This is a genomic window from Ruegeria sp. CI5, from assembly GCF_056536885.1.
This window is the reverse complement of sequence record NZ_JBQFQN010000003.1, coordinates 336,479-360,642: the sequence shown is the minus strand read 5'-3', so window position 1 is coordinate 360,642 and position 24,164 is coordinate 336,479. Positions and strand designations below refer to the sequence as shown.

The window sequence follows — 24,164 nt, the reverse complement described above, 5'->3', positions numbered from 1 at the left end:
TGTTATGATCGAGACAACCCAACCCAAGACCGCGGCTGTTCACGCTTCGGCACATGTGAACCGCGCGGTATGAGTAGTTTTGACGGAAAAATCTATTGGATCATCGGCGCCAGCGAAGGGCTGGGCCGGGCGCTGGCCGAGGCCTTGGGCGGTCAGGGCGCGCACCTTGTGCTGTCCGCGCGTAGTGCCGAGCGGCTGGAGCAGATCTGCGCCGCGCTGCCCAATGCCCGTGCGGTACCGCTGGACGTGACCGATCTGGCGCAGGTGCGCCGCGCCGTGGCCGAGATCGGCCAAGTTGACGGTCTGGTCTACAACGCCGGGGCCTATGAGCCGATGCGCGCGCAGGACTGGCAGACCGAAGCCGCGCTGGCCATCAGCGACGTGAACTACTCAGGCGCGCTGCGGGTTCTGGGGGAAACCGTGCCGGCCATGGTGAAGGCGGGGCGTGGCGACATTACCCTGATCGGGTCGCTGGCGGGCTATCACGGACTGCCTGCGGCGATCGGGTACGGGTCCAGCAAGGCGGCGCTGATCTCGCTGGCCGAAACGATGCGGCATGACCTGGCCGGAACCGGGGTGACGGTGCGCATCGTCAATCCGGGGTTCATCAAGACCCGGCTGACCGACAAGAACAGCTTCAAGATGCCGATGCTGATGGAGCCCGAAGACGCCGCGCAGCGCGTGCTGCGCGCAATGGCGCGCCGGCGCTTCCGGACCGACTTTCCGGCGCCGTTCTCGTGGGTCATCCGGCTGATCGATTACCTTCCGGATATTCTGGTCTATCGTGGAAAATAGACTCTAACCAAGGCGCCCTTGGCAGAACCAGCCCGCCGACATGGTGCCGCCATGGCCGTAGAACAGCCACAGCCGCTCGCCCTGTTCAGTCACCACCACCCAGTAATCGCGCACGCCGCTGCGCCAGTTGGGGTCGTCCAGCCACCATTCCGGGGCGATCCGCTCCGGGCCGGTGGCCTGCGCCAGGTGCCAGTCGCGCCCGCGCCAGCGGAAATTGGCGGGCACATCGGGACGGTCGGGGGCCATCACCGGCTCGGGCCGCCACATCAGCAGGGGGCGCGGGCGCGGCGGGGCGGGCCAGTCGCGCGCCGGTTCCGACCAGGCCGCCGCCAGCGTCTGTGCGGTTTTCTCGGGGATGTGCGAGGCCGCCGGGTGCTGCCGCGTGATCGCCTCGAGCCCCACCCGCGCGCCCAGCTTTCCGATCAGATCGTCCAGCGCGGTGTTCCCCTCCAATCGGTTGCGGACGGCGCGGCTGGCTTCGGCATGGCCGGTCAGGGTGCGGGCATGCACCGGCTCGGTCTGCACCGCCGCAAGGCGCAGCATGTCGATGCCATAGCCCGCGTCGATCTGGTCGATCTTCATCTCTAACAAAGGGCGAATGCGGTGTTTGTCGTGGCTCGGCCGGGCCAGCCCGATCTCGATGATCTCGGCCGCCTGATCGGTTCGGTGCGCCTCGAGCCGCAGGGTCCGCGCCCCGCGCGCCTTTTCTTCCAGCCGCGCGCACAGGGTCGGCAGCATCCGGTCGATGGCGGCCATCACGTCCTCGGCCAGACCGATCGGGTTGGGCAGGGTCATCCGCACCGCAAAGTGATGCGGGGGCCGCGCGGGCGAGACCGGCTCGGGTGCGCTGCCCATCGCCTGATCCAGCCGCAGCACCAGCCCGCGCCCGAACCGGCGGGCAAGGGACGCGCGCGGCTGGCCCAGCAGGTCGCCGATCCGCCGCAGGCCCAGCCGGTTCAGCTGCGCCACGGTCTGGTCGTCCAGCCGCAGCGCGGCGATGGGCAGGGGGGCAAGCGCGCCATAGGCCTGCCCCGGCGGCGCGACCCTGGCTCCGCCGCCCACGGTCACCACCTGCGGCGCGGCGCCGCCCTTGGTCCAGTGCCGCCGTTTGCCAGCCCGGGCGCGGGTGGCGCGGGCCTCTTGGGAAATGGCGTCGCCATTGCGGTCGGACGTGGCCTCTTGCCCGGCATAGCGCGCCAGCGCCCAGGCCGCGCCCAGCGTGTCGGCGATGCCCATCTGCACGCTCAGCCCCATGTCGGCGCAGTCGGTCTCGATCACGTCCAGCAGCGCCTCTTCGCCGCCGAACAGGTGGGCGCAGCCCGACAGATCGACGATCAGGCCATCGGGCGCTTCTTCGGCCACCCAGGGGCTGAACTTGCCCGCCCAGCGGCGCAGCGCGGTCAGAAAAGCGGCCTCGGCCGGGGCGTTGCGGGGGCGGGTCACAAGGGCGGCGCACATGGCATGGGCATCGCGCACCGGCTGGCCCACGCGCAGACCGGCTGCTTGTGCCTCGGCATTCAGCGAGGTGATGACCTGCATGTTCGACTGTTCGGCCACCACCGCCAGCGGGCCGGAGTGCAGGCCCCGCGCGGTGCGGATCAGCCGTTCGGCCCCCAGACGGGGAAACCACAGCGAGAGTATTCGGCGTTTGGGCATCGGGCAGACATCAAAGTGTTCTCACTTTGTTCCTATCCGAGAATCATGCTCCGAGTCGAGTCCGCCCTTATCCGCAGGTCAGCCGCTGAATGACCCCGGCTCCGTTCACATAGACGTTCAGCCGGTCGATGCGGTAATCCTGCGTGGCGATGTCATCGGGGCCCAGAACGCGGCTCCGTTCCGGCAGGCTGGCCTGAATGGTCGAGACCGGCTGCCCCACGGATTGGGCAAAGGGTTCGCCCTTGCAGAAGGCCAGATCCACCGGGGCGGCATCCAGCTCGGCAGAGCCCGGTTCGGGCAGGTCGGTTTCGGCGCAGGCGGCCAGGACGATCAGGATCGGGATGAACCGGTACATTGGCGCTCCTCTTTTCGGCAATGTCGTTTCTGAAATATCAAAAGCTTACAGAGACTGCCATGAAAGCGCAGTTGAAAACACCCTGTATTTGACGCAGGGTCGGGTCAAACAAGACAGGGAGACAAGCAACATGCGAACCCGTGCCGCCGTCGCCGTTCAGGCGGGCAAGCCCTTGGAAGTGATGGACGTGAACCTCGAAGGCCCCAAGGCGGGCGAGGTTCTGGTCGAGATCAAGGCCACCGGCATCTGCCATACCGACGAATTCACCCTGTCGGGCGCCGACCCCGAAGGCCTGTTTCCGGCAATTCTGGGCCACGAGGGCGCCGGCGTGGTGGTCGAGGTCGGCCCGGGTGTGACCAGCCTGAAGCCGGGCGATCACGTGATCCCGCTCTACACTCCCGAATGTCGCGAGTGCGAATACTGCCTGCATCCCAAAACCAACCTGTGCCAGGCTATCCGCGAGACGCAGGGCAAGGGTTTGATGCCCGACGGCACCTCGCGTTTTTCGACGTTGGATGGGGATCCGATCCTGCATTACATGGGCTGTTCGACCTTTTCGAACCACACGGTCCTGCCGGAAATCGCGCTGGCCAAGGTGCGCGAGGACGCGCCGTTCGACAAGATCTGCTATATCGGCTGTGGTGTTACCACCGGCATCGGCGCCGTGATCAACACCGCCAAGGTTGAAATCGGCAGCCGCGCCATCGTGTTCGGTCTGGGCGGCATCGGCCTGAACGTGATTCAGGGCCTGCGTCTGGCCGGGGCCGATCAGATCGTCGGCGTCGATCTGAACCCCGCCAAGGTCGAGATGGCCAAAAAATTCGGCATGACCGATTTCGTCAATCCCTCCGAGGTCGAGGGCGATCTTGTCCCCTATCTGGTGAACCTGACCAAGGGCGGCGCGGATTACACCTTTGACGCCACCGGCAACGTGCAGGTGATGCGCGCGGCGCTGGAATCGGCGCACAAGGGCTGGGGCGAATCCATCATCATCGGCGTGGCGCCCGCGGGGGCCGAGATCTCGACCCGTCCGTTCCAGCTGGTCACCGGCCGATCGTGGCGCGGCACCGCCTTCGGCGGCGCGCGAGGGCGCACGGACGTGCCCAAGATCGTCGACTGGTACATGGAAGGAAAGATCGAGATCGATCCGATGATCACTCACACTATGGGTCTGGACGATATCAACACCGGCTTCGACCTGATGCACAAGGGCGAAAGCATCCGGTCGGTGGTGGTTTACTGACAATCGGAAATTGCAAGGGCGGGGTTTATCCCGCCCTTTTTGTCGCCTATCATCAGAACATTGATGAATATCTGAATAGAGAGATCAAATTGACCACTGAAGCAACGGAACGTTTGGCTGTTCTGATTGACGCCGATAACGTACCGGCAAAGTATGTTGCTGAGATTTTCGAAGAAGTTGCCATTTTGGGCGAGGCGAACATGCGCCGAATCTACGGAAACTTCTCAGGCGAAATGCCACAGGGTTGGAGCGTCGAGATACTTGCGAAGCATGCGATTATTCCGCAACTCCAACTTCCAAATACGACGCGCAAGAACGCTGGGGATATCGCACTTGTAATTGATGCGATGGACATCCTTCATTCAGGTCGTTTCAACGGGTTCGTACTAGTTTCTTCCGATAGTGATTTTACCCGTCTCGCTATCCGTGTTCGTGAACAGGGATTAAAAGTGTTTGGTATTGGTGAGAAAAAAGCTCCTAAGGCTTTTGTTCAAGCATGCAACCGATTTATTTACATCGAAAACATCAAAAAGGGTGAGCTCGGAAGCGGCGAGAAGGCAAAACGGGTTCAACCTGAAAAGGATGTGGATGATGCGTTCAAATTAATCCGGAAAGTCGTGCTCAAGTCCGAGGAACCTGACGGATGGGCAGGTCTTGGCTGGGTTGGCAGCCAGCTCAGAATGAACAATACGGATTTTGACGTACGAGCCTATGGTTCCAAGCGGCTGAGCGACTTGGTACGAGCCACCGGAAAGTTCGAGGAAACAGGCGAAAACGGCGGCCTTAAGATCAGACTGAAGGATCAGTAGCCGCCGCGTTATGACCCCGGCCGTGCTGAGGCGCCTGTGTCAGAGCGCGGCGAGCGGACGCGCAGAACCGGCTTGTTCGGCGATACATTTGCCCGGCTTTCGCGCCAGACGACGAAGATGCCCGATGCGATGATGATCGCGGCCCCCACGGCCACCCATTTGTCGGGCTTTTCCCCAAAGAACACCGCGCCGAAAATCGTGGCCCAGATGATCTGGCTGTACTGGCTGGGTGCAACCACGCCGGCGGGCGCCGCGCGATAGGCCAGGATGATCAGGTGCTGGGCGATCACCGAAAACACGCCGACCAAGGCCATCATCGCCAAATGGATCAGCGAAGGCGGCTGATAGACCGCCGGTTGCGCAAGGCTCATGACCGCGATCGCCAGCAGCATCGGATACAGGATCAGCACTGCCGAGCGTTCCTCGTTTCCGATCTTGCGCACCAGCACGGATGCGAAGGCGCTGCAGAACGCGGCCGTCAGGGCGGCAAGGTGGCCCAGAGTGATCTCGGTCGCGCCGGGGCGCAGGACGATCAGCACTCCGATCAGGCCCACGCCCACCGCAGCCCAGCGTTGGGCGCGCACGACCTCGCCCAGAATCGGAATCGACAGGACGGTGACGATCAGCGGAAAGGAAAACAGCAGCGAATAGACCTCGGCCAGGGGCAGGACCGAAAAAGCGTAGAACGCACAGGACATCGACGTGACCATCAGCCCCGAGCGCAGCATCACCAGCCACGGGTGATGTGGCCGAAAATTGTCAGCGGTCCGGTCCGCGAGGATCGTGACCGCCATCGGCACAAAGGAGAACAGCGTGGCGAAAAAGATGATCTGCAGCACGGAATAGGTGCCGCCCAGCGTCTTGATCAGCGCGTCATGGGTGGCAAAGACGGCAAACCCGAGAAAGGCAAAGCCAAGTCCCTGCAGGGTCGAGTTCTGTGTGCTCATCTGGCTGGTCCCGGGCGATTGGATGCTGTGGCAGGTGTCTGAGGCCTGATTAAACCCAATCGGCAGAGTCGGATAGCCCAAACTTTACCGCTAACATCCCTGCGGGGCCGGCCGTTCAGCGCAGGATCGGCGGAGCCCCGGCCGGTTGGCGGGCGGCCGCGACACCGGCCTGCATCCCCGCGCCGATGCGTCGGGCCAGCGCCACCCAGGGCGTGGCCGTTTCCGGGGGCAGGGTGCCGTGGGCGACCTCTTCGAACAGGTCCAGCCAATGGGCAAACATTTCGGGTTTCACGTCCGGACGCTCGATATGCACACGCTGCGGATTGCCGCTGTAGCCGCGCTCGTACAGGATGGCGTTGCGCCAGAAGGCGGCGATCCGGTCCTCATGCGCGGGCCAGTCGGTGACGTGGCGGTTGAAGATCGGGCCCAGCAGGGCGTCCTGCCGGACGCGGGCGTAGAATGCGGTGACCTGCGCCTGGATCTGGTCGGGCGTGGCGGGAAAACGCGGGGGCAGTACGGGCCGGGTCATGATCGGGGCTTTCGATTCAGGCTCTGTTCCGGGCAGATACCGCGTTTTTCGGCCCGGATGCAGGGGCGGAATTGTCGCGCTGCCCCGGCGTCAGCAGGTGCCGCAACAGGGCCACCGGGTGTGCCCGCAGGCTCAGGCGGGTGGCGACGTAATCCTCGACCACCTGCTCGCCCAGCGACATCTGCGGCAGATGGGCGGCGGGTTCGTCCAGCGCCTCGCCTTCCAGATCCTGCGCGAACAGGGGCAGGGGTTTGGCGGTGGCGATCGCCTTGGCCTGCCACAGCGCCTCGCGCCGGGTCAGGCCGCAGGCGGCAAAGGCATCGGCCTCGGCCAGACGCTCGATCACCGAGGGGCCAAGGCCCGCGCGGCGCCAGACGTCGTCAACCTGGTGGTAGCCGTTGCCGCGCGCGGCGGTCAGCCAACTGGCGTCCTCTTCGCTCAGGCCCTTGATCTGGCGAAAGCCCAGCCGCAGGGCCAGCCCGCCATGGCCGTCTGGCTCCATCACGTTGTCCCAGAAGCTGGCATTGATGCAGACCGGACGCACTTGCACGCCATGCTCGCGCGCATCGCGCACGATCTGGGCGGGGGCATAGAACCCCATTGGTTGCGAATTCAGCAGCGCGCAGGCAAAAATCCCCGGATGGTGGCACTTGATCCAGGCGCTGGCATAGACCAGCAGCGCAAAGCTGGCCGCATGGCTTTCGGGGAAGCCGTAGGAGCCGAACCCCTCGATCTGCGAGAAACAGCGCTCGGCAAATTCGGCGTCATAGCCGTTGCGCTGCATCCCGCGCAGGAACAGGGTGCGGAATTCGCTGACATTGCCGTGCTTCTTGAAGGTCGCCAGCGACCGCCGCAGCCGGTCGGCCTGTTCGGGGGTGAAGCCCGCGCCGACGATGGCGATCTGCATCGCCTGTTCCTGAAACAGCGGCACGCCCAGCGTCTTGCCTAGCACCTCGCCCAGCGCGTCCGAGGGGAAGCTGACCTCCTCCTCGCCGTTCCGACGCCGGATATAGGGATGCACCATGTCGCCCTGGATGGGGCCGGGGCGAATGATGGCGACCTCGATCACCAGATCATAGAAATTGCGCGGCCGCATCCGGGGCAGGAAGTTCATCTGAGCACGTGATTCCACCTGGAACACGCCCACCGAATCCGCGCGGCACAGCATGTCATAGACCGCCGGGTCCTCGGGCGGCAGGGTGGCGAGCGTGTAACTCGTCTGATGGTGCTGGGCGATCAGGTCGAAGGCCTTGCGGATGCAGGTCAGCATGCCAAGGCTCAGGACATCGACCTTGAGGATGCCCAGACTGTCGATGTCGTCCTTGTCCCAGCAGATGACCGTGCGGTCCTCCATCGTGGCGTTCTCGATGGGCACCAGCTCGTCCAGACGGCCCTCGGTGATGATGAACCCGCCCACATGCTGGGACAGGTGGCGGGGGAAGCCGTTGATCTGATGCACCAGTGTCAGAGTCTGTTTCAGGCGGCGGTCCTCGGGGTCGAGGCCGATTTCGCGCATCCGTTCCGCCTCGAGCCCTGCGGTCGAGAAGAACCCCCACAGCTGCGAGGACAGGGCGGAAATCGTGTCCTCGGTCAGGCCCATGGCGCGGCCCACCTCGCGGATGGCGCGCTTGCCGCGATAGTGGATCACCGTGGCGCACAGCCCCGCGCGGTGGCGGCCATAGCGTTCATAGATGTGCTGGATCACCTCTTCGCGGCGTTCATGTTCGAAATCCACGTCGATGTCGGGCGGCTCGTCCCGCGCCTCGGAGACGAAGCGTTCGAACACCATGGTGCCCATCTCGGGGCTGACCGAGGTGACGCCCAGGCAGTAGCAGACCACCGAATTGGCCGCCGAGCCGCGCCCCTGGCACAGGATCCCGCGACCGCGGGCGAAGTGCACGATGTCGCGGACGGTCAGGAAATAGGGCTCGTATTTCAGCTTGCCGATCAGGGTCAGCTCATGCGCCAGCATCGCCTTGACCTTTTCGGGCGCGCCGGCGGGATAGCGCCAGGCCAGCCCCTCATGCGCCAGACGGTGCAGGCGCTGGGCGGGGGTTTCGGTGCCGCTGACCTCGCTTGGGTATTCATAGCGCAGCTCGTCCAACGAGAAGGTGAGGTCCTGGCTGAGCGCATACGCACGGGCCACAGCGCCTTCATGCCCCTTGAAGATGCGCAGCATCTCGGGTTCCGAGCGCAGGCGCTGTTCGCCATTGGCCAGCGCGTGACGGCCCAGATCGTCCACCTTGCGGCGCAGCCGGATCGCGGTCAGCACATCGGCCAGCCGGCGGCGCGAGCCGTGATGCATCATCGGCGCGGCGCTGGCGATGGTGAGCACGCCCAGATGGCGCGATTCAGTCTCTAACAAATGGAAAAACATCGAATCCGCCCCGTCATAGCGCGGATGCATCAGCAAATGCATGCGCCCGGCAAAGCGGCGCGTCAGCTGTTGCGCCTGTGTCCGCCATCCGCTCGCGCCGCCGGTCGGACGGCCCGCCTGTGGCCAGAGCAGCAGGTGGAGGCCGTCGGAAAACTCCAGCAGGTCGGACAGGTGCAGGATGCAGTCGCCCTTGGCCGCGCGCAGCCGTCCGGTGGACAGAAGGCGGCACAGGCTGGCCCAGCCCTGCCGGTTGAGGGGCAGGGCGGTGACGGGCGGGGCGTCGGTAAAGATCAGCCGCGCCGCCGGGATCAGGCGCGGCACCGCATGCACCGGGAACGAGGGCGGTTTCGGGATGTGATCGGGGCGGGGCGGGCCGATGGGCGTGTTCTGCTCCTCCCACGCGCGGCGCTCGCGCACCTTGCGGGCGATCTCGCGCGCCTGGGTATGGGCGCGGACGATGCCGGCCACCGAGTTGTCATCGGCGATGGCGATGGCGGGCAGGCCCAGGGTGACGGCGCGCTCCATGTACTCCTCGGGGTGCGAGGCCCCGGTGAGGAAGGTGAAGTTCGACGTGATCGACAGCTCGGCATACATGGCGATTCCACATTATATTCACGTTTTGTTCTTTTTCGAGTCCCTGTCTGCATTGCGCAGGAAGCGGGTCGTCTGCCCGCGTGCGGCAGGCGCATTGTCAGGGCAACAAAAGGAGACTCGAGATGTTCAAGATCACCGCCCTGCCCACCGACGAAGTACGCGCCTTTCAGGCAGGCGCGCCCGATGCCTACGGACACGCGCCTGAACGCGCGGTATCAACCGGAACCGGAAATCCGTGCCGCCATTGCTTGCAGCACATTCCCGAAGGTGCAGAAATGCTGATTCTGGCCCATCGGCCTTTTGCAGAGACACATCCTTATGCCGAAACGGGGCCGATCTTCCTGTGTGCAAGCCCTTGTGAACGGTATGAAGGGACTGATCTGCCAGAGGTTCTGACCTCATCGCCCGATTATCTGATCAAGGGCTATGGCCGCGATGACCGGATTGTCTACGGTACCGGCGTCGTGACACCCACCGGACGGATCAGCGCGGCGGTGGATGCAATACTTGCCCGCCCCGAGGTGGCCTATATCCATGTACGCTCGGCCCGGAACAACTGCTATCAGGCGCGGATCGACCGGGTCACAGCTTGACCCGGTGCAGACCCCGGCGCGGCTGGTCCTGATCGTCGGCCGGGGCATCGTCGGTGCGCGAGGAGGTCAAGGCAAGGAACACGTCCTCGAGATCGGCCTCTTCGGTGCGCACGTCGCGGATGCGGATGCCGGCCTGGCGGACCGCCTCGAGCACCTGCTCGGCGCTGGTTTCCGGGCTGCGGTAGTGCAGCGCCAGGCTGCCGTCGTCGCGCAGGCTGGCCTGAACGCCGGGGGCGGCGGGCAGGGCGGTTACCGGGGCCTCGGGGGTGATGACCATGGTGCGTCCGTCCATGCGGCCCAGCAGGTTGGCGGTGCTGTCCTGCGCCACCTTCTCGCCGTGGTTGATGATGGCGATCTCGTCGCACATCTCCTGCGCCTCTTCCAGGTAGTGGGTCGTCAGGATGATGGTCATGCCCTGCTGGTTCAGCTTGCGCACATTGGCCCACAGCATCTGGCGCAGTTCGATGTCCACGCCGGCGGTGGGTTCGTCCAGCACCAGGATTTTCGGTTGGTGCACCAGTGCCTTGGCCAGCAGCAGGCGCCGCCGCATCCCGCCTGACAGCGTGCGGGCATAGGCCTCGGCCTTGTCGCTGAGGCCGACCAGTTCGAGGATCTCGTCGCTGCGCCTCTGCGATTTGGGAACGCCATACAGCCCGGCCTGCACCTCGAGCGCGCCGCGCGGGGTGAAGAACGGATCGAGGTTCAGCTCTTGAGGCATCACCCCGATGGCGGCGCGGGCCTGGCGCGGGTTGCGGTCCTGGTCATAGCCCCAGATCGTCACCTGGCCTGCGGTCTTGATCACCAGCCCCGCTAGGATGTTGATCAGGGTCGATTTGCCGGCCCCGTTCGGCCCCAGCAGGCCAAAGACCGATCCGCGCGGGATCTCCAGATCGATACCCTTCAGTGCGTGTTTCTCGGGCTGGCCCTTGCCGCCGCGATAGGTTTTGCGCAGGCCGCGAAGGCTGATCGCTGCATCGGTCATTGCTGGCTCTTGCCCCCGGTTTCCTGATCCCTCATAAACGCACCTAATGCATGCCCGCGAGGCCGACAACCAGTGAAGGATCGCACGCCGTGACAATCGAAGCTCCGGAAACCAAGATCGTCGAGACAAGCCGTGTCGCCTGTGATGGCGGTGAGGGCGCGCTGGGCCATCCGCGCGTCTGGTTGCAGATCCCCGAGGATCAGGGCTGGGTCGAGTGCCCCTATTGCGATTGCAAGTATGTTCTGAAGGACGCACAGCAACACTGATTGCCTGCCCAACCGCGGTCCGCCCAAATCTCGCCGCGATTTTCACCTAGTGCGTTGGTGTGACCAACGTAGGTGCGAATGATGACCGATATGACTGCTGCTGATACCGGCAACCCGGTTTTTGGTTGGGCCGGGTTTATGCTTGCGGTACTGGCCCTGTTCGCAGCCTTGTTCGTGTTCTGGGCAGGGCCGTTCGCACCGCAGCAATCCACCGGCGTGACGCTGGGCGAACTGGCCGCCGAATTGGGTAAATCGACCCTGCGGGCCGCCGCGGGGATGGAGCAGCCTGCGCCGGTCGCGCCCACCCGCGATCTGGATGACTTTCTGCAGATCGGCGTCGCCATGCTGGGCGGGTTGGCGATCGTCGTCTCGGTCATCGGCATCCTGCGGCACGAAAAACGCCGCCCGGCCATCGCCGGTTTGGTCATCGGAACGGGCGCGATCCTGTTCCAGTTCTTCGCGATGGCGTTTTTCGCGTTCCTCGGTGCGCTGGTCATCATGGCGCTGCTGAACAGTTTCTCGGATGTTTTCAGCGGTCTGTTTGGCGGCTAGGGCGCGTTCCTGACTGGTCACCCGGCTGCCCCTGTGGCAGAACCGTCCCTGACCGACAGGGAGAGCGCGCATGAGCAAATTCGGAAAAGGCTGCCATCTGCATCTGATCGACGGATCGGCCTTCATCTTTCGCGCCTATCACGCCCTTCCGCCGCTGACGCGGAAATCGGACGGGCTGCCGATTGGCGCCGTTTCGGGCTTTTGCAACATGCTGCAGCGGTACGTGGATGGCGACCACGGCCCTGACGCGCCGACCCATCTGGCAGTGATCTTCGACAAGGGCTCGCACACCTTCCGCAACGACATGTACGACCTTTACAAGGCCAACCGCGAGGCGATGCCCGAGGACCTGCGCCCGCAGATCCCGCTGACCCGGCAGGCGACCGAGGCCTTCAACATCGCCTGCAAAGAGCTGGAGGGGTACGAGGCCGACGACATCATCGCCACGTTGGCCTGCCAGGCGCGCCAGGCCGGGGGGCGGGTAACCATCGTCAGTTCCGACAAGGACCTGATGCAGCTGGTGGGCGACGGTGTCGAGATGCTGGATGCCATGAAGAACAAGCGCATCGACCGCGAGGGAGTGTTCGAGAAATTCGGCGTCTATCCTGAGCGTGTCGTCGATGTGCAGGCGCTGGCCGGTGACAGCGTCGACAACGTGCCGGGTGCGCCGGGGATCGGGATCAAGACGGCGGCGCTGCTTATCAACGAGTTCGGCGATCTGGAGACGCTTCTGGACCGCGCCGAGGAGATCAAGCAGCCCAAGCGCCGCGAAACCCTTATCGAGAAACGAGATCAGATCGAGTTGTCGAAAAGGCTGGTGCAGCTGGATTGCGAGACACCGCTGGATTTCACGCTGGATGATCTGGAGCTGCGCGACCCCGATCCGGACAAGCTGATGGAGTTTCTGGCCGAGATGGAGTTCCGCACTCTGACCAAGCGGATCGCCGACAAGCTGGACGTCGAAGCTCCGGTGATCGCGGATACTCCGGCGCCGGCGGCAGATGAGCCGCGGGCCGAGGACATTCCGTTCGATGCCAGCAAATACGAATGCGTGCGCGATGCGGCCGCGCTGCGGAAATGGATCGATCAGGCCTATGAGCGCGGCTGGCTGGCCGTGGACACCGAGACCACGGGCCTGAACGAAATGATCGCCGATCTGGTCGGTATCTCGCTGTGCATCGAGCCGGGCGCGGCCTGCTATGTCCCTCTGACCCACCGCGACGGGGCCAGCGACGACCTGTTCGGCTCGGACGCGCTGGCCGAGGGGCAGATGCCGCTGGATGAGGCGCTGCAGATGCTCAAGCCGGTGCTCGAGGATCCGTCGATCCTGAAGATCGGGCAGAACATGAAATACGACGCCAAGATCTTTGCGCGCTACGGCGTGGATGTGGCCCCGATCGACGACACGATGCTGATGTCCTATGCCATGCATGCGGGCGAGCATGGGCACGGCATGGACACCCTGTCCGAACGCTATCTGGGCCACACGCCGATCCCGATCAAACCGCTGCTGGGCTCGGGCAAATCGGCGATCACCTTCGACAAGGTGCCGATCGACGAGGCGACCGCCTATGCCGCCGAGGATGCCGACATCACCCTGCGCCTGTGGAAGCTGTTCAAGCCGCAGTTGCACCGGGCTCAGGTGACCACCGTCTATGAAACGCTTGAACGCCCTCTGGTGCCGGTTCTGGCCGAGATGGAGATGCATGGCATCAAGGTCGATCGCGATGTGCTGAGCCGCATGTCGAACGCCTTTGCCCAGAAAATGGCCGGGTTAGAGGCTGAAATCCACGAGCTGGCCGGAGAAACCTTCAACGTCGGCTCGCCCGCGCAGTTGGGCGAGATCCTGTTCGACAAGATGGGTCTTGAGGGCGGCAAGAAGGGCAAGACCGGAAAGTATTCGACCGGCGCCGACGTGCTGGAAGATCTTGCGACCGAGCATGAGCTGCCGCGCCGGGTGCTGGACTGGCGGCAGCTGTCCAAGCTGAAATCGACCTATACCGACGCGCTGCAGACCCACATCAACTCCGACACGGGGCGGGTACATACGTCTTATGCCATCACCGGGGCGAACACGGGGCGTCTGGCCTCGACCGACCCCAACCTGCAGAACATCCCAGTGCGCACCGAGGAGGGCCGCCGCATTCGCGAGGCCTTCATCGCCGAGCCGGGCAACGTGCTGGTGTCGCTCGACTATTCACAGATCGAGCTGCGTATCCTGGCGCATATCGCCGACATTCCGGCCTTGAAACAGGCCTTTGCCGACGGGCTGGACATTCACGCCATGACCGCGTCGGAAATGTTCGACGTGCCGCTGGACGAGATGACGCCCGAGATCCGCCGCAAGGCCAAGGCGATCAATTTCGGCGTGATCTACGGCATTTCGGGCTTTGGCCTGGCGCGCAACCTGCGTATTCCGCGGGCCGAGGCGCAGGGCTTCATCGACCGCTATTTCGAACGCTTCCCGGGTATCCGGCGCTACATGGATGACACCATCGCCTTTGCCAAAGAGCATGGCTATGTGCAGACCCTGTTTGGTCGCAAGATCCACACGGCAGAAATCAATGCCAAGGGGCCGCATGCGGGGTTTGCCCGCCGGGCGGCGATCAACGCGCCGATCCAGGGTACCGCGGCGGACGTGATCCGGCGGGCGATGGTGCGGATGCCCGAGGCGATCGACGGGCTGCCGGCCAAGATGCTGCTGCAGGTGCACGACGAACTGCTGTTCGAAGTGGCCGAGGATGCGGTGGACAAGACCATCGAGATTGCGCGCGACGTGATGGAAAACGCGCCCGATCCGGCGGTGAAGCTGGACGTGAAACTGACGGTGGATGCGGGCAAAGGCGCCAACTGGGCCGAGGCGCATTAGGCAAGCGCCGTGCCGCTCATCAGGCCCGGCGGGCCATCTTCGCGGCAGGTCAGGCCTCGGGCCTGACCAACAGCGCGACCAACCGCCGGGTCAGCGGGGCCATGACCAGAACCACCGCAAACGCCACCGGCCAGCTGATGCTCCACGCGCCCATCCAGCTGGCAAAGGTCTCGGGGCCCAGCCCGATCTCTTTGACCGTTGCGATGCAGGTCACGATGCAGGACATCAGCCCCGACAGGATCAATCCGAACAGGACGGGGGCAAAGCGGGCGGGGATCATGCGGCTGTTCCTCTGCTGAGTTGCCGTTTCGTATGCGATATCCAAGATGTGATTTCCAGTGCGCAGGTGCACAGGCCTATCGCATCCAGTGCAGAGAGGCGTCGGTGCGCCGGGTTGAGGGCGTGTATTCGGCGCTGACCCAACCGTCATAGCCGCTGTCGTCGATCGCTGCGAACAACGCGGGGAAATCGGTCTCGTCCCGGCCGGGTTCCGACCGGTCGGGGGCCGATCCGATCTGAACATGTACGATCCGGCCGCGGAATCTGTCCCAGACGGCCTGTGCATCGCCATGGATCATCCGGGCATGAAAGCTGTCGAATTGCAGGCCCACATTCGGACGGTCGATCCGGTCCAGGCACGCGGCGGCCAGATCATAGTCATTCAGGAAGTATCCGGGCTGCGAGACGGGGTTCAGCGGTTCGATCGTGAACTGCTGATGCGGTGCAAAATCCGCGGCCCATTGCAGGTTGCGTACGAAACAGTCCTGCGCGTCCGCCCCCGAGGCATAGCCCGCCATCACGTGGATCAAACCGGGCTTCAGCGCCTCGGCATAGCGCAGGACGCGGCGGATGTCGGACTGGAACCGCCCTTCGCCCCTCGGAACAGCCGCATAGCCCGGCTGGCCGCCGGTATAGTTGGGCGGCGGCGCGTTGATCAGCACCAAGTCCAGATCGTTGGTCATCAATGCGCGGCGGGTTTCCTTGGCCGCCAGGTCATAGGGAAACAGGATCTCGACTGCCTTGAACCCGGCATCCGCGGCCGCCTTGAACCGGTCGAGATAGGGCAGCTCGGCAAAGAGCAGCGAGATATTGGCGGCAAATCGGGGCATTGTCCTCTCGGTCCGATGGCGTGCTGACCTTAGTCGCGGGCGGCGCGCAGAGAAAGGGTTTGAAAACGACAATATGTCGAAAATCGGCCAGACCGTCGCGGGCCGAATGTGAAGGGTCGGGGTATTGCAGCGAATCATTTTCGTGGCGCTGCACCAACAAAAGGATTGAAACCGATGGCGATGAGTCCGGACCCCGTTCGCGGGCCTAGTTTCGCTGTGCCCGGTGCGCGGCAATCCGCCTTGTCCGGAAACGGGCTGGCGGTGGCGTCGATGCTGACTTGGGCAGCCGGATTCCCGGCGGCCGAGATCCTGCTGCAGACCTGGCCGCCGGTTGCCTTGCTGGCTGCGCGGCTGATGCTGGCGGTGGCCGTGATGATCCCGATCTGGCTGTGGATCGATGGCGCGGACGCGGCGCTGCGGGCGCGTTGGGCCCATGCGATGCGAGTGGGCGGGTTTGGCCTTGGATTGGGCATGTTCCTGATCATCCTGGCGCAGAAACTGACCGATCCCGTAACCGTTGCCATCATCGCGTCCTGCGCGCCCTTGCTTGCGACACTGCTCGAGTTGGCCGCGGGAACGCGCAGATTGCGGTGGAACTTCGCGCTGGGGGTTGCTGTTTCGATCATCGGCGGCCTGATCGCAACCAGCGCGGTGGCGCCGGCCCAGCTGGGGTTGGGTGCGCTCTGCGCCATCGCCTCGACCGCGCTGTTCTGCTGGGCCAGCATGGCGACCGCGCGGGACTTCCCGGACCTCAGCCAGACCGGACGTACCACGATCACGCTGATCGGCGGCACGTTCATGGCCGGCGCGCTCTTCTATCTGTCGAGCGTCCTCGGACTGGAAGTCTGGCCATCGTCGCCGATCGACCCGCAGCAGGCAGGAATGCTGGCGATCTACGCCGTGATCTCTCTCGGCCTCAGCCAGGTCCTGTTCATCGCTTCGATCGGCCGGCTGGGTGTTGCTCTGGCGTCATTCCACATCAATGTGGCACCGTTCTACGTGATGCTCATCATGGTGGTTCTGGGTTCGGAGTGGAACTGGACCCGGGCGCTGGGTGCCGGAGTCGTGGCGCTGGCGGTTGTCCTTGCGCAAGACCGTCCCGCAAGACGGGTTGCCTAAGGCGCTTCTTCGGCGCGACCCAAGACAAAGAACTGCCCGCCGGACCGGACCCCGACCTGCCCGGCGCGTTCCGTTGCAATCTCCACAAGGCGATAGAAACTCTTGCGGTCGATCCGCGCCTCGAGGTTCGACCGCACCAATATATAGGGTCTGGGCTCGTTTGTTTCCGGGTCGGTGGCCACCCGTATCGGGTGATCCGGACCCGCCGACACCGTATCGCCGACATGGGTGGTAAAGGTCAGAACCTGATCCTCGTCCGCGCCGGTCCGGTCGAAATCGACCGCCACAAACGGCGCGTCTTCGACCGTGATGCCGACCTTTTCGACCGGGGTGACCAGAAAATAGGCGTCCCCTTCTTTCTTAAGAATTGAGGAAAAAAGTTTCACAAGCTCGAACCGGGTGATGGGCGACCCTAGGTAATACCAGGTGCCATCGCGCGCGATGCGCATGTCCAGATCGCCGCAGAACGGAGGATTCCAGTTGTCGACAGGGGGCAGACCCCGCGGTTTGGCCGCCTTGACCGAGGCCGCCAGACCCTCAGGGGACGGTTTCACAGGATTTTGTCCGCTCATTGTTTTTGCCATTTCCTCTCAGCGCGATACACTTCAACCATAATAAGTCCACGGAAGGGAAAGTCATGACCGAACCTGCCGACCTCGTCTCCGAGATCGAAGCGCTGGAAGAGAAACTGCAACAGGCCAAATCCTCGATCACCCGCCGCTTCATCGGGCAGGAGAGGGTCGTCGACCTGACGCTGACGGCGCTGCTGTGTGGCGGTCATGCCCTGCTGATCGGGCTGCCGGGCCTGGGTAAGACGCGGCTGGTCGAAACCCTGTCGACGGTCATGGGCCTGAATGGCAACCGCATCCAGTTCACCCCTGACCTGATGCCGGCCGACATTCTGGGGTCCGAGGTTCTGGACACCGCCGAGGATGGCAGCCGCCATTTCCGCTTCATTTTCGGCCCGATCTTCTGTGAGCTGTTGATGGCGGACGAGATCAACCGCGCCAGCCCACGCACCCAGTCGGCGCTGCTGCAGGCGATGCAGGAACGCACGGTGACCGTCGCGGGCGAGGATCGCGCGCTGGGCGTGCCGTTCCATGTGCTTGCCACCCAGAACCCGATCGAACAGGAGGGCACCTATCCGCTGCCCGAGGCCCAGTTGGACCGTTTCCTGGTGCAGATCGACGTGAACTATCCCGACCGTCAGACCGAGCGTGACATCCTGCTGGCCACCACCGGCGTGGCCGAGGAAGAGGCGCACCAGATCTTCACCAAGGAAGAATTGCTGGCCGCGCAGGTTCTGCTGCGCCGGATGCCGGTGGGCGAGTCGGTGGTCGAACTGATCCTCGATCTGGTGCGCGCGTTCCGCCCCGAAGAACCCGGCGTTTCCGAGCGCGTTTCCGAGACCGTCGCCTGGGGCCCCGGTCCGCGCGCGGCGCAGGCGCTGATGATGACGGTGCGGGCGCGGGCGATGCTGCAGGGCCGGCTGGCTCCCAACGCCGAAGACGTGCTGGACATGGCGCGCCCGGTACTCAGCCACCGGATGGCGCTGAACTTCGCCGCGCGGGCGCGCGGTGACAGCCTGGCCGACCTGATCGAAACCACCGCGGCCGGGCTTGTCCGGGCCGAGGCGGCGGCGTGAACGCGGTCCGCACCCTTCGCGAAAGATCCGAGGCCGAGGCGTCCCGGCTGCCGCCGCTGTTGGCGCGGGCCGAACACCTGGCCGGCACCGTGCTGCTGGGCGATCACGGCCGGCGGCGGTCGGGGTTGGGCGATGATTTCTGGCAATACCGGCCGGCGCAGATCGGCGACAGCCGGCGGATGATCGACCATCGGCGCTCGGCCCGCGGCGATCAGCAATATGTGCGCGAACGCGAATGGCAGATTGCGCAGTCGATCATGCTGTGGGTCGATCAGGGCGCCTCGATGCGCTTTGCGTCCGATAAATCCCTGCCCACCAAGGCCGACCGGGCGCGTTTGCTGGGGCTGGCCACGGCGATCCTGCTGGTGCGCGGGGGCGAGCGTGTGGGCCTGACCGGCACCACCCTGCCGCCCCGGCGCGGCAATGCCCAGATCATCCGGCTGGCGCAGGCCTTGTCCGAAGATACCGAGGCCGATTATGCCCCGCCCGAGCACCGCGCCATGATTCCCCATGCCCGCGCCGTGTTCATCTCTGACTTCCTCGGCCCGCTGGACGAGGTCGAACTGGCCCTGACCAAGGCTGCCGACCGCGGCGTGCGCGGTGTGCTACTGCAGGTCCTGGACCCGGGTGAGGAGAGCTTCCCCTATCGCGGGCGCACCATCTTCGAAAGCGTCGGCGGGACGGTCCGGCACGAGACACTGAAGGCCGGCGACCTGCGCGAGCGCTATCTGGCGCGGCTGGCGCGGCGCAAGGATGACCTGACGCGCCTGTGCCGCGTCACCGGCTGGCAGCTGGGCCTGCACCATACGGGCGACAGCGCGCAGGCGGCTCTGTTGTGGCTCTATCGTGCCCTGGACGGAGGGGCGCGATGACGGTTCTGGCGGGCATCGGCTTTACCGCACCATGGGTGCTGCTGGGTCTTCTGACCCTGCCGATCCTGTGGCTGATCCTGCGCGCCGTGCCGCCCGCGCCGATCCGCCGGCTGTTCCCGGCGGTGACCCTCTTGCTGGGCCTGAAGGACGACGAGAGTGTATCCGACCGCACCCCGTGGTGGCTGCTGCTGCTGCGGATGCTGGCGGCAGCGGCGATCATCATTGGTCTGGCCGGCCCGGTGCTGAACCCGTCGCGCGACCAAACCGGATCGGGGCCGCTGCTGCTGGTGCTGGATGCCAGCTGGGCCGGGGCCACGCGCTGGCCCGCCACGCTGGAGCAGATCGACGCGCAGCTGACCGAAGCCGGGCGGGCCGGGCGCCCGGTGTCGATTCTGCGACTGACCGAGCCGGAACCGCCGGTTTTCCAGGCCGCCGAAGCCTGGCGCAACCGCCTGCCCGGGCTGGTTCCGCAGCCGTGGCAGCCGGACGCGGCGCAGATCGAACAGGCGCTGGCCGACCTGTCGGCGGTCGAGGGCGGGTTCGACACGCACTGGTTCACCGACAAGCTGGACTATCCGGGCCGTGAAACCCTGCTGTCTGCACTTCAGGCGCGGGGCGCGGTCACGGTCTATCGCGCGGCGGCGCCGATCCTGGCGCTGCGGCCGGCCACATATCAGGACGGGGCGATCCGGCTGACCGCGGTGCGCGCCACACCCGGTCCGGCGCAGACCGTCACCATCAATGCGCAGGGGCGCGACCCTGCGGGCGTGATGCGCCTGCTGCAATCGGTCGAGGTCAGCTTTGACAGCGGCGCGACCCAGGCGCAGGCCGATCTGGCGTTGCCGTCCGAACTGCGCGCCCGCATCACTCGGTTCGAGCTGCAGGGCCAGCGGTCGGCCGGGGCGGTGTCGCTGACCGATGACAGCCTGCGCCGGCGCGAGGTCGCCCTGATCGCCGGAACCGTCAATCGCGAGGGGCTGGAGCTGTTGTCGCCGCTGCACTACCTGACACAGGTGCTGATCCCAACCGCCGATTTCGTCGAGGGCGGGCTGACCGAGGTTCTGCCCGCCAACCCGGATGTGATCGTGCTGGCCGATGTGGCCAAGCTGACCCCCAGCGAACAGGCTGGTTTGGTCGAATGGGTTGAGCAGGGCGGGCTGTTGCTGCGCTTTGCCGGTCCGCACATGGCGGCCAGCGATCTGGGCCGCGATGCCGAAGACACTTTGCTGCCGGTGCGGCTGCGCAGCGGTGGCCGCTCGGTCGGCGGCGCGATGAGCTGGGGCGAGGCCAAGGGGCTGGCGCCTTTCCAGGAAGGCTCGCCCTTTTACGGGTTGCGGATCCCCGACGACGTAACCGTCAGCACCCAGGTGATGGCGCAACCCGACCCAAACCTGGCCGACCGGGTGATCGCTGCGCTGTCGGATGGCACGCCGCTGGTGACGCGCAAGCCGCTGGGCCTGGGTCAGGTGGTGCTGTTCCATGTCACCGCCGATGCCGAATGGTCGACCCTGCCGCTGTCGGGCCTGTTCGTCGAAATGCTCGACCGGCTGGCCGTGGCCTCGGCCGCCAAGACGCGGCAGGTCGAACAGCTGCAAGGCACTACGTGGGAGCCGATTCAGGTGATGGACGGGTTCGGAACTCTGTCCGATGCGGGCAATCTGGCCGGTGTCGATGGCCCGGCGCTGATATCCGGCGCCCTGGGCCCCGACCTGCGCCCGGGTCTGTATGAAAGCGGCAAGCAGAAACTGGCCCTGAACGTGCTGACCGAGGACACCACGCTGCGCCCGACAAGCTGGCCTGCGGATGTGCCGATCAAGGGGCAGGAGGTCAGTGCCGAAACGCCGGTCGGGGGTCTGCTGCTGAGCCTGGCCCTGATCCTGCTGGCGGTTGACGTCGTGGCCTCGCTGGCGCTGTCGGGGCGTCTGGGGCTGGCGCGGGCGGCGGCGGTCGCGCTGGGCGCGGTTCTGATCGCACCGCAGGCCCAGGCGCAGACGCCCGAGGAGACGGAGTTCGCGCTGCAGGCGACCAAGGAATTGGTGCTGGCCCATGTACTGACCGGCAATGCCCAGATTGACGACGTCGCCCATGCTGGGCTACGCGGCCTGTCGCAAACCCTGTTTTACCGCACGTCCGTCGAACCGGCCGAGCCCATGGGCGTGGACCTCGAACGTGACGAACTGGCCTTCTTCCCGCTGCTCTACTGGCCGATCACACCGGATCAGCCCCAGCCTTCGGCCGAAGCTTATGCCAAGCTGAACGGCTATCTGCGGTCCGGCGGGATGATCCTGTTTGACACGCGGGACGCCAACATCGCCGGGTTCGGTGCCTCGAGCCCGAATGGCCGCAAGCTGCAGCAACTGGCTGCTCCGCTGAACATCCCTGCGTTGGAGCCTGTTCCGCGCGATCACGTCCTGACCCGCGCGTTCTACCTGTTGCAGGATTTCCCCGGCCGCTTTGCCGGAACCGAGGTCTGGGTCGAGGCCGCGCCCCTGGACGCCGAACAGATCGAAGGCATGCCCTTCCGCAACCTCAACGACAACGTCACCCCGGTGGTGATCGGTGGCAACGACTGGGCCGGGGCTTGGGCAATCGACCGGAACGGGCAGGCGCTGCTGCCGGTCGGGCGCGGCTATGCCGGAGAACGCCAGCGCGAGCTGGCCAACCGGTTCGGCGTCAACTTGGTCATGCACGTGCTGACCGGGAACTACAAATCCGATCAGGTGCACGTGCCTGCTCTGCTTGACAGGTTGGGCCAATGACCGGTTCCGTCATCTTTGACCCGCTGATCCCGTGGCCCGTGCTGGTGGTCATCGGTTCGATCGCTTTGGCCGCGACGGTTCTGGCGCTGTGGCGCGGGCTGTCGGGTTGGGCGTTGCGCGGACTGGCGGCGCTGGTGCTGCTGGCGGCTTTGTCCGGCCCGGTCTACCAGATCGAGGACCGCGCCCCGCTGACCGACATCGTGTTGATGATCGAGGATGAAAGCGCCAGCCAAACCCTGTCGGACCGCGCCGAACAGACCGCGCAGACCGCCGAGGCCCTCGCCGCCGAGATCGAGGCCCGCGACAACACCGAACTGCGCCGCATCACCGTGGGCGACGGCGACGGAGACGAAGGTACCCAGGTGATGGCGGCGCTGAATGCCGCGCTGGCCGAGGAACCGCGCGCCCGGATCGCCGGAATTCTGGTCCTGTCTGACGGCATCGTGCATGACGTCGATCAGGCCCCCGACCTGCCCGCGCCGATGCACCTGTTGCAGACCGGTCGCGCGCAGGACTGGGACCGCCGCCTGATCGTGCGCAACGCGCCGGCCTTTGCAATCATTGACGAACCCGTCACTCTGACCTTGCGGGTCGAGGACAGTGGCGCGGTGCCCGCCGGTCCGGCGTCCGCCCCGCTCGAGATCGCGGTGGACGGGGGCGAGCCGCAGCAGTTCAGCATCCCGATCGGTGTGGATGTCGAACTGCCGGTGACCCTGCCCCATGGCGGACGCAACGTCATCCAGTTCACGGTTCCGCAGGCCGATGGCGAACTGACTGACCGCAACAACACCGCCTTGATCCAGATGAACGGCGTGCGCGACCGGCTTCGGGTTCTGTTGGTCTCGGGTGAGCCGCATCCGGGCGGACGAACCTGGCGCAATCTGCTGAAATCCGACAGCTCGGTCGATCTGGTGCATTTCACCATCCTGCGCCCACCCGAGAAACAGGACGGGGTTCCGGTGGACGAACTGTCGCTGATCGCATTCCCCACGCGCGAGTTGTTTCTGGAGAAGATCAACGATTTCGACCTGATCATCTTTGACCGCTACAAGCGGCGCGGCATCCTGCCCGCGATCTATCTGGACAACGTGACCAACTACATCAATGACGGCGGTGCTGTGCTGATTGCGGCCGGGCCTGACTTTGCCACCGCCGACAGCATCTTCCGCTCGCCCCTGTCTGCGATCCTGCCGGCGCAACCCTCGGCCCGGGTCATCGAAGAACGCTACGTGCCCACGGTTACAGACCTGGGCCAGCGTCATCCGGTGACCGCCGATCTGGGTGAGACGGGAGACTGGGGCGCATGGCTGCGGCAGATCGACGTAAAACAACGCTCGGGTGAGTTGCTGATGACCGGCGTCGACGACCGCCCGCTGCTGGTGCTGGACCGGGTAGGGGAAGGGCGCGTGGCGCTGCTGGCCTCGGACCATGCCTGGCTGTGGAGCCGCGGCTACGAGGGCGGTGGCCCGCAGTTGGAACTGCTGCGCCGCCTTGCGCACTGGATGATGAAAGAGCCCGAGCTTGAAGAAGAGGCGCTGTGGGCAGAGGCCAACGGGCAGTCAATGCGCATCATCCGCCAGACCCTGAACGAAGAGGTGGGCCCCGTCACGGTCACCCAACCCAATGGCGACACGCTTGAAGTGCCCTTGCGCGAATTGTCCCCCGGTCGGTTCGAGGCGCAGTATTTCGGCCCTGAAATTGGGCTTTATCGCCTGCAGGAAGGTGAGCTGTCCTCGGTCATCGGCCTTGGCCCTGCGGCGCCGCGGGAATTCGAACGCACCATCGCAACAGCCGAAATCCTTGAGCCGGTCATGGCTGGGATGCGTGGCGGGGTGATCCGGGTCGAGGATGGGCTGCCGGCAATCCGTAACGTACGCGCCGGGCGCCCTGCGGCCGGGCGTGGCTGGATCGGTCTGACCCCGCGCGAGGCCTATGAAACCCGTGACGTGACCCAGGCCGGACTGTTGCCGCCCTGGCTGGTGCTGCTGTTGGCGGGTGGCTTCCTGCTGGCGGGCTGGTTGCGCGAAGGACGGCGCTGATCGACCTTTGGCCTTAAACAGATTTTCACGGTCTGCGGGAATGCTGATCCCGAA

At 65.2% G+C, this 24,164-nt stretch carries 21 protein-coding genes; 12 read left to right on the top strand and 9 right to left on the bottom strand.

Features of this window, described 5'->3' with window-relative positions; translation table 11 throughout:
- The first annotated feature begins 69 nt into the window (after positions 1-69).
- Entirely contained in the window at positions 70-795 is a 726-nt protein-coding gene (locus ACR0BA_RS12490; RefSeq protein ID WP_170360389.1) for an SDR family NAD(P)-dependent oxidoreductase, read from the top strand.
- 3 nt (positions 796-798) lie between these two features.
- Here the strand turns inward: ACR0BA_RS12490 and ACR0BA_RS12485 are convergent, their stop codons facing one another.
- Positions 799-2,451 carry a Y-family DNA polymerase gene (locus ACR0BA_RS12485; RefSeq protein ID WP_480728215.1) on the bottom strand — a complete coding sequence of 551 codons (1,653 nt, stop codon included), beginning with the start codon at positions 2,449-2,451 and terminating at the stop codon, positions 799-801.
- Between the two features lie 67 nt (positions 2,452-2,518).
- Positions 2,519-2,806, bottom strand: coding sequence for an I78 family peptidase inhibitor (locus ACR0BA_RS12480; RefSeq protein WP_170360393.1), 288 nt, complete (start codon positions 2,804-2,806; stop codon positions 2,519-2,521).
- A 130-nt stretch (positions 2,807-2,936) separates the two neighbouring features.
- Here ACR0BA_RS12480 and ACR0BA_RS12475 point away from each other — a divergent pair, with 130 nt between their 5' ends.
- Positions 2,937-4,049, top strand: a complete 1,113-nt coding sequence (locus ACR0BA_RS12475; RefSeq protein WP_170364051.1) for an S-(hydroxymethyl)glutathione dehydrogenase/class III alcohol dehydrogenase — start codon at positions 2,937-2,939, stop codon at positions 4,047-4,049.
- 89 nt (positions 4,050-4,138) lie between these two features.
- Complete coding sequence (locus tag ACR0BA_RS12470; protein ID WP_170405807.1) at positions 4,139-4,858, top strand: NYN domain-containing protein; 720 nt, start codon at positions 4,139-4,141, stop codon at positions 4,856-4,858.
- An 8-nt stretch (positions 4,859-4,866) separates the two neighbouring features.
- On the opposite strand, the gene ACR0BA_RS12465 is transcribed toward ACR0BA_RS12470, so the two are convergent.
- From ACR0BA_RS12465 to ACR0BA_RS12455, 3 genes are all read right to left on the bottom strand, one after another.
- The gene (locus ACR0BA_RS12465) at positions 4,867-5,805 is read right to left on the bottom strand and encodes a DMT family transporter (protein WP_170433682.1); all 939 of its coding nucleotides are present in this window, start codon (positions 5,803-5,805) and stop codon (positions 4,867-4,869) included.
- Between the two features lie 115 nt (positions 5,806-5,920).
- The gene (locus ACR0BA_RS12460) at positions 5,921-6,334 is read right to left on the bottom strand and encodes a group III truncated hemoglobin (protein ID WP_170525603.1); all 414 of its coding nucleotides are present in this window, start codon (positions 6,332-6,334) and stop codon (positions 5,921-5,923) included.
- A gap of 16 nt (positions 6,335-6,350) precedes the next feature.
- Complete coding sequence (locus ACR0BA_RS12455) at positions 6,351-9,305, bottom strand: error-prone DNA polymerase (protein ID WP_480728212.1); 2,955 nt, start codon at positions 9,303-9,305, stop codon at positions 6,351-6,353.
- Positions 9,306-9,427: 122 nt separating this feature from the next.
- Here ACR0BA_RS12455 and ACR0BA_RS12450 point away from each other — a divergent pair, with 122 nt between their 5' ends.
- Positions 9,428-9,898 carry a DUF1203 domain-containing protein gene (locus ACR0BA_RS12450; RefSeq protein WP_170340942.1) on the top strand — a complete coding sequence of 157 codons (471 nt, stop codon included), beginning with the start codon at positions 9,428-9,430 and terminating at the stop codon, positions 9,896-9,898.
- On the opposite strand, the gene ACR0BA_RS12445 is transcribed toward ACR0BA_RS12450, so the two are convergent.
- A complete protein-coding gene (locus tag ACR0BA_RS12445; RefSeq protein WP_480728210.1) occupies positions 9,888-10,880 on the bottom strand; it encodes an ABC transporter ATP-binding protein in 993 nt (330 codons plus the stop codon). The genes ACR0BA_RS12450 and ACR0BA_RS12445 overlap by 11 nt on opposite strands.
- Positions 10,881-10,969: 89 nt before the next feature.
- Between ACR0BA_RS12445 and ACR0BA_RS12440 the strand changes: the two genes are divergently transcribed.
- The 3 genes from ACR0BA_RS12440 (at position 10,970) to polA (ending at position 14,567) form a co-directional block, all read left to right on the top strand.
- Entirely contained in the window at positions 10,970-11,146 is a 177-nt protein-coding gene (locus ACR0BA_RS12440) for a zinc-finger domain-containing protein (RefSeq protein ID WP_005980050.1), read from the top strand.
- Between the two features lie 81 nt (positions 11,147-11,227).
- The gene (locus ACR0BA_RS12435; RefSeq protein ID WP_170341830.1) at positions 11,228-11,698 is read left to right on the top strand and encodes a hypothetical protein; all 471 of its coding nucleotides are present in this window, start codon (positions 11,228-11,230) and stop codon (positions 11,696-11,698) included.
- A gap of 70 nt (positions 11,699-11,768) precedes the next feature.
- A complete protein-coding gene (gene polA / locus ACR0BA_RS12430; protein WP_480728208.1) occupies positions 11,769-14,567 on the top strand; it encodes a DNA polymerase I in 2,799 nt (932 codons plus the stop codon).
- A gap of 49 nt (positions 14,568-14,616) precedes the next feature.
- Here polA and ACR0BA_RS12425 read toward each other — a convergent pair whose 3' ends face one another.
- Together ACR0BA_RS12425 and ACR0BA_RS12420 are read right to left on the bottom strand one after the other, a co-directional pair.
- Positions 14,617-14,847 carry a DUF2798 domain-containing protein gene (locus tag ACR0BA_RS12425; RefSeq protein ID WP_170340948.1) on the bottom strand — a complete coding sequence of 77 codons (231 nt, stop codon included), beginning with the start codon at positions 14,845-14,847 and terminating at the stop codon, positions 14,617-14,619.
- A gap of 76 nt (positions 14,848-14,923) precedes the next feature.
- Positions 14,924-15,676 carry a hydroxypyruvate isomerase family protein gene (locus tag ACR0BA_RS12420; RefSeq protein ID WP_170364060.1) on the bottom strand — a complete coding sequence of 251 codons (753 nt, stop codon included), beginning with the start codon at positions 15,674-15,676 and terminating at the stop codon, positions 14,924-14,926.
- Positions 15,677-15,850: 174 nt separating this feature from the next.
- Between ACR0BA_RS12420 and ACR0BA_RS12415 the strand changes: the two genes are divergently transcribed.
- Positions 15,851-16,795, top strand: a complete 945-nt coding sequence (locus ACR0BA_RS12415) for a DMT family transporter (RefSeq protein ID WP_480728206.1) — start codon at positions 15,851-15,853, stop codon at positions 16,793-16,795.
- Here ACR0BA_RS12415 and ACR0BA_RS12410 read toward each other — a convergent pair.
- Positions 16,792-17,367 carry a DUF1285 domain-containing protein gene (locus ACR0BA_RS12410; protein ID WP_480728204.1) on the bottom strand — a complete coding sequence of 192 codons (576 nt, stop codon included), beginning with the start codon at positions 17,365-17,367 and terminating at the stop codon, positions 16,792-16,794. The genes ACR0BA_RS12415 and ACR0BA_RS12410 overlap by 4 nt on opposite strands.
- A gap of 65 nt (positions 17,368-17,432) precedes the next feature.
- Here ACR0BA_RS12410 and ACR0BA_RS12405 point away from each other — a divergent pair, with 65 nt between their 5' ends.
- From ACR0BA_RS12405 to ACR0BA_RS12390, 4 genes are read left to right on the top strand one after another with little or no spacing between them, the layout of a single operon-like run.
- Positions 17,433-18,440, top strand: coding sequence for an AAA family ATPase (locus ACR0BA_RS12405; RefSeq protein WP_480728202.1), 1,008 nt, complete (start codon positions 17,433-17,435; stop codon positions 18,438-18,440).
- Complete coding sequence (locus tag ACR0BA_RS12400) at positions 18,437-19,312, top strand: DUF58 domain-containing protein (RefSeq protein WP_480728201.1); 876 nt, start codon at positions 18,437-18,439, stop codon at positions 19,310-19,312. The genes ACR0BA_RS12405 and ACR0BA_RS12400 overlap by 4 nt, the downstream gene beginning before the upstream one ends.
- Positions 19,309-22,071, top strand: coding sequence for a DUF4159 domain-containing protein (locus ACR0BA_RS12395; RefSeq protein ID WP_480728199.1), 2,763 nt, complete (start codon positions 19,309-19,311; stop codon positions 22,069-22,071). The genes ACR0BA_RS12400 and ACR0BA_RS12395 overlap by 4 nt, the downstream gene beginning before the upstream one ends.
- Entirely contained in the window at positions 22,068-24,110 is a 2,043-nt protein-coding gene (locus ACR0BA_RS12390) for a hypothetical protein (protein ID WP_480728197.1), read from the top strand. The genes ACR0BA_RS12395 and ACR0BA_RS12390 overlap by 4 nt, the downstream gene beginning before the upstream one ends.
- The last annotated feature ends 54 nt before the right edge of the window (positions 24,111-24,164 follow it).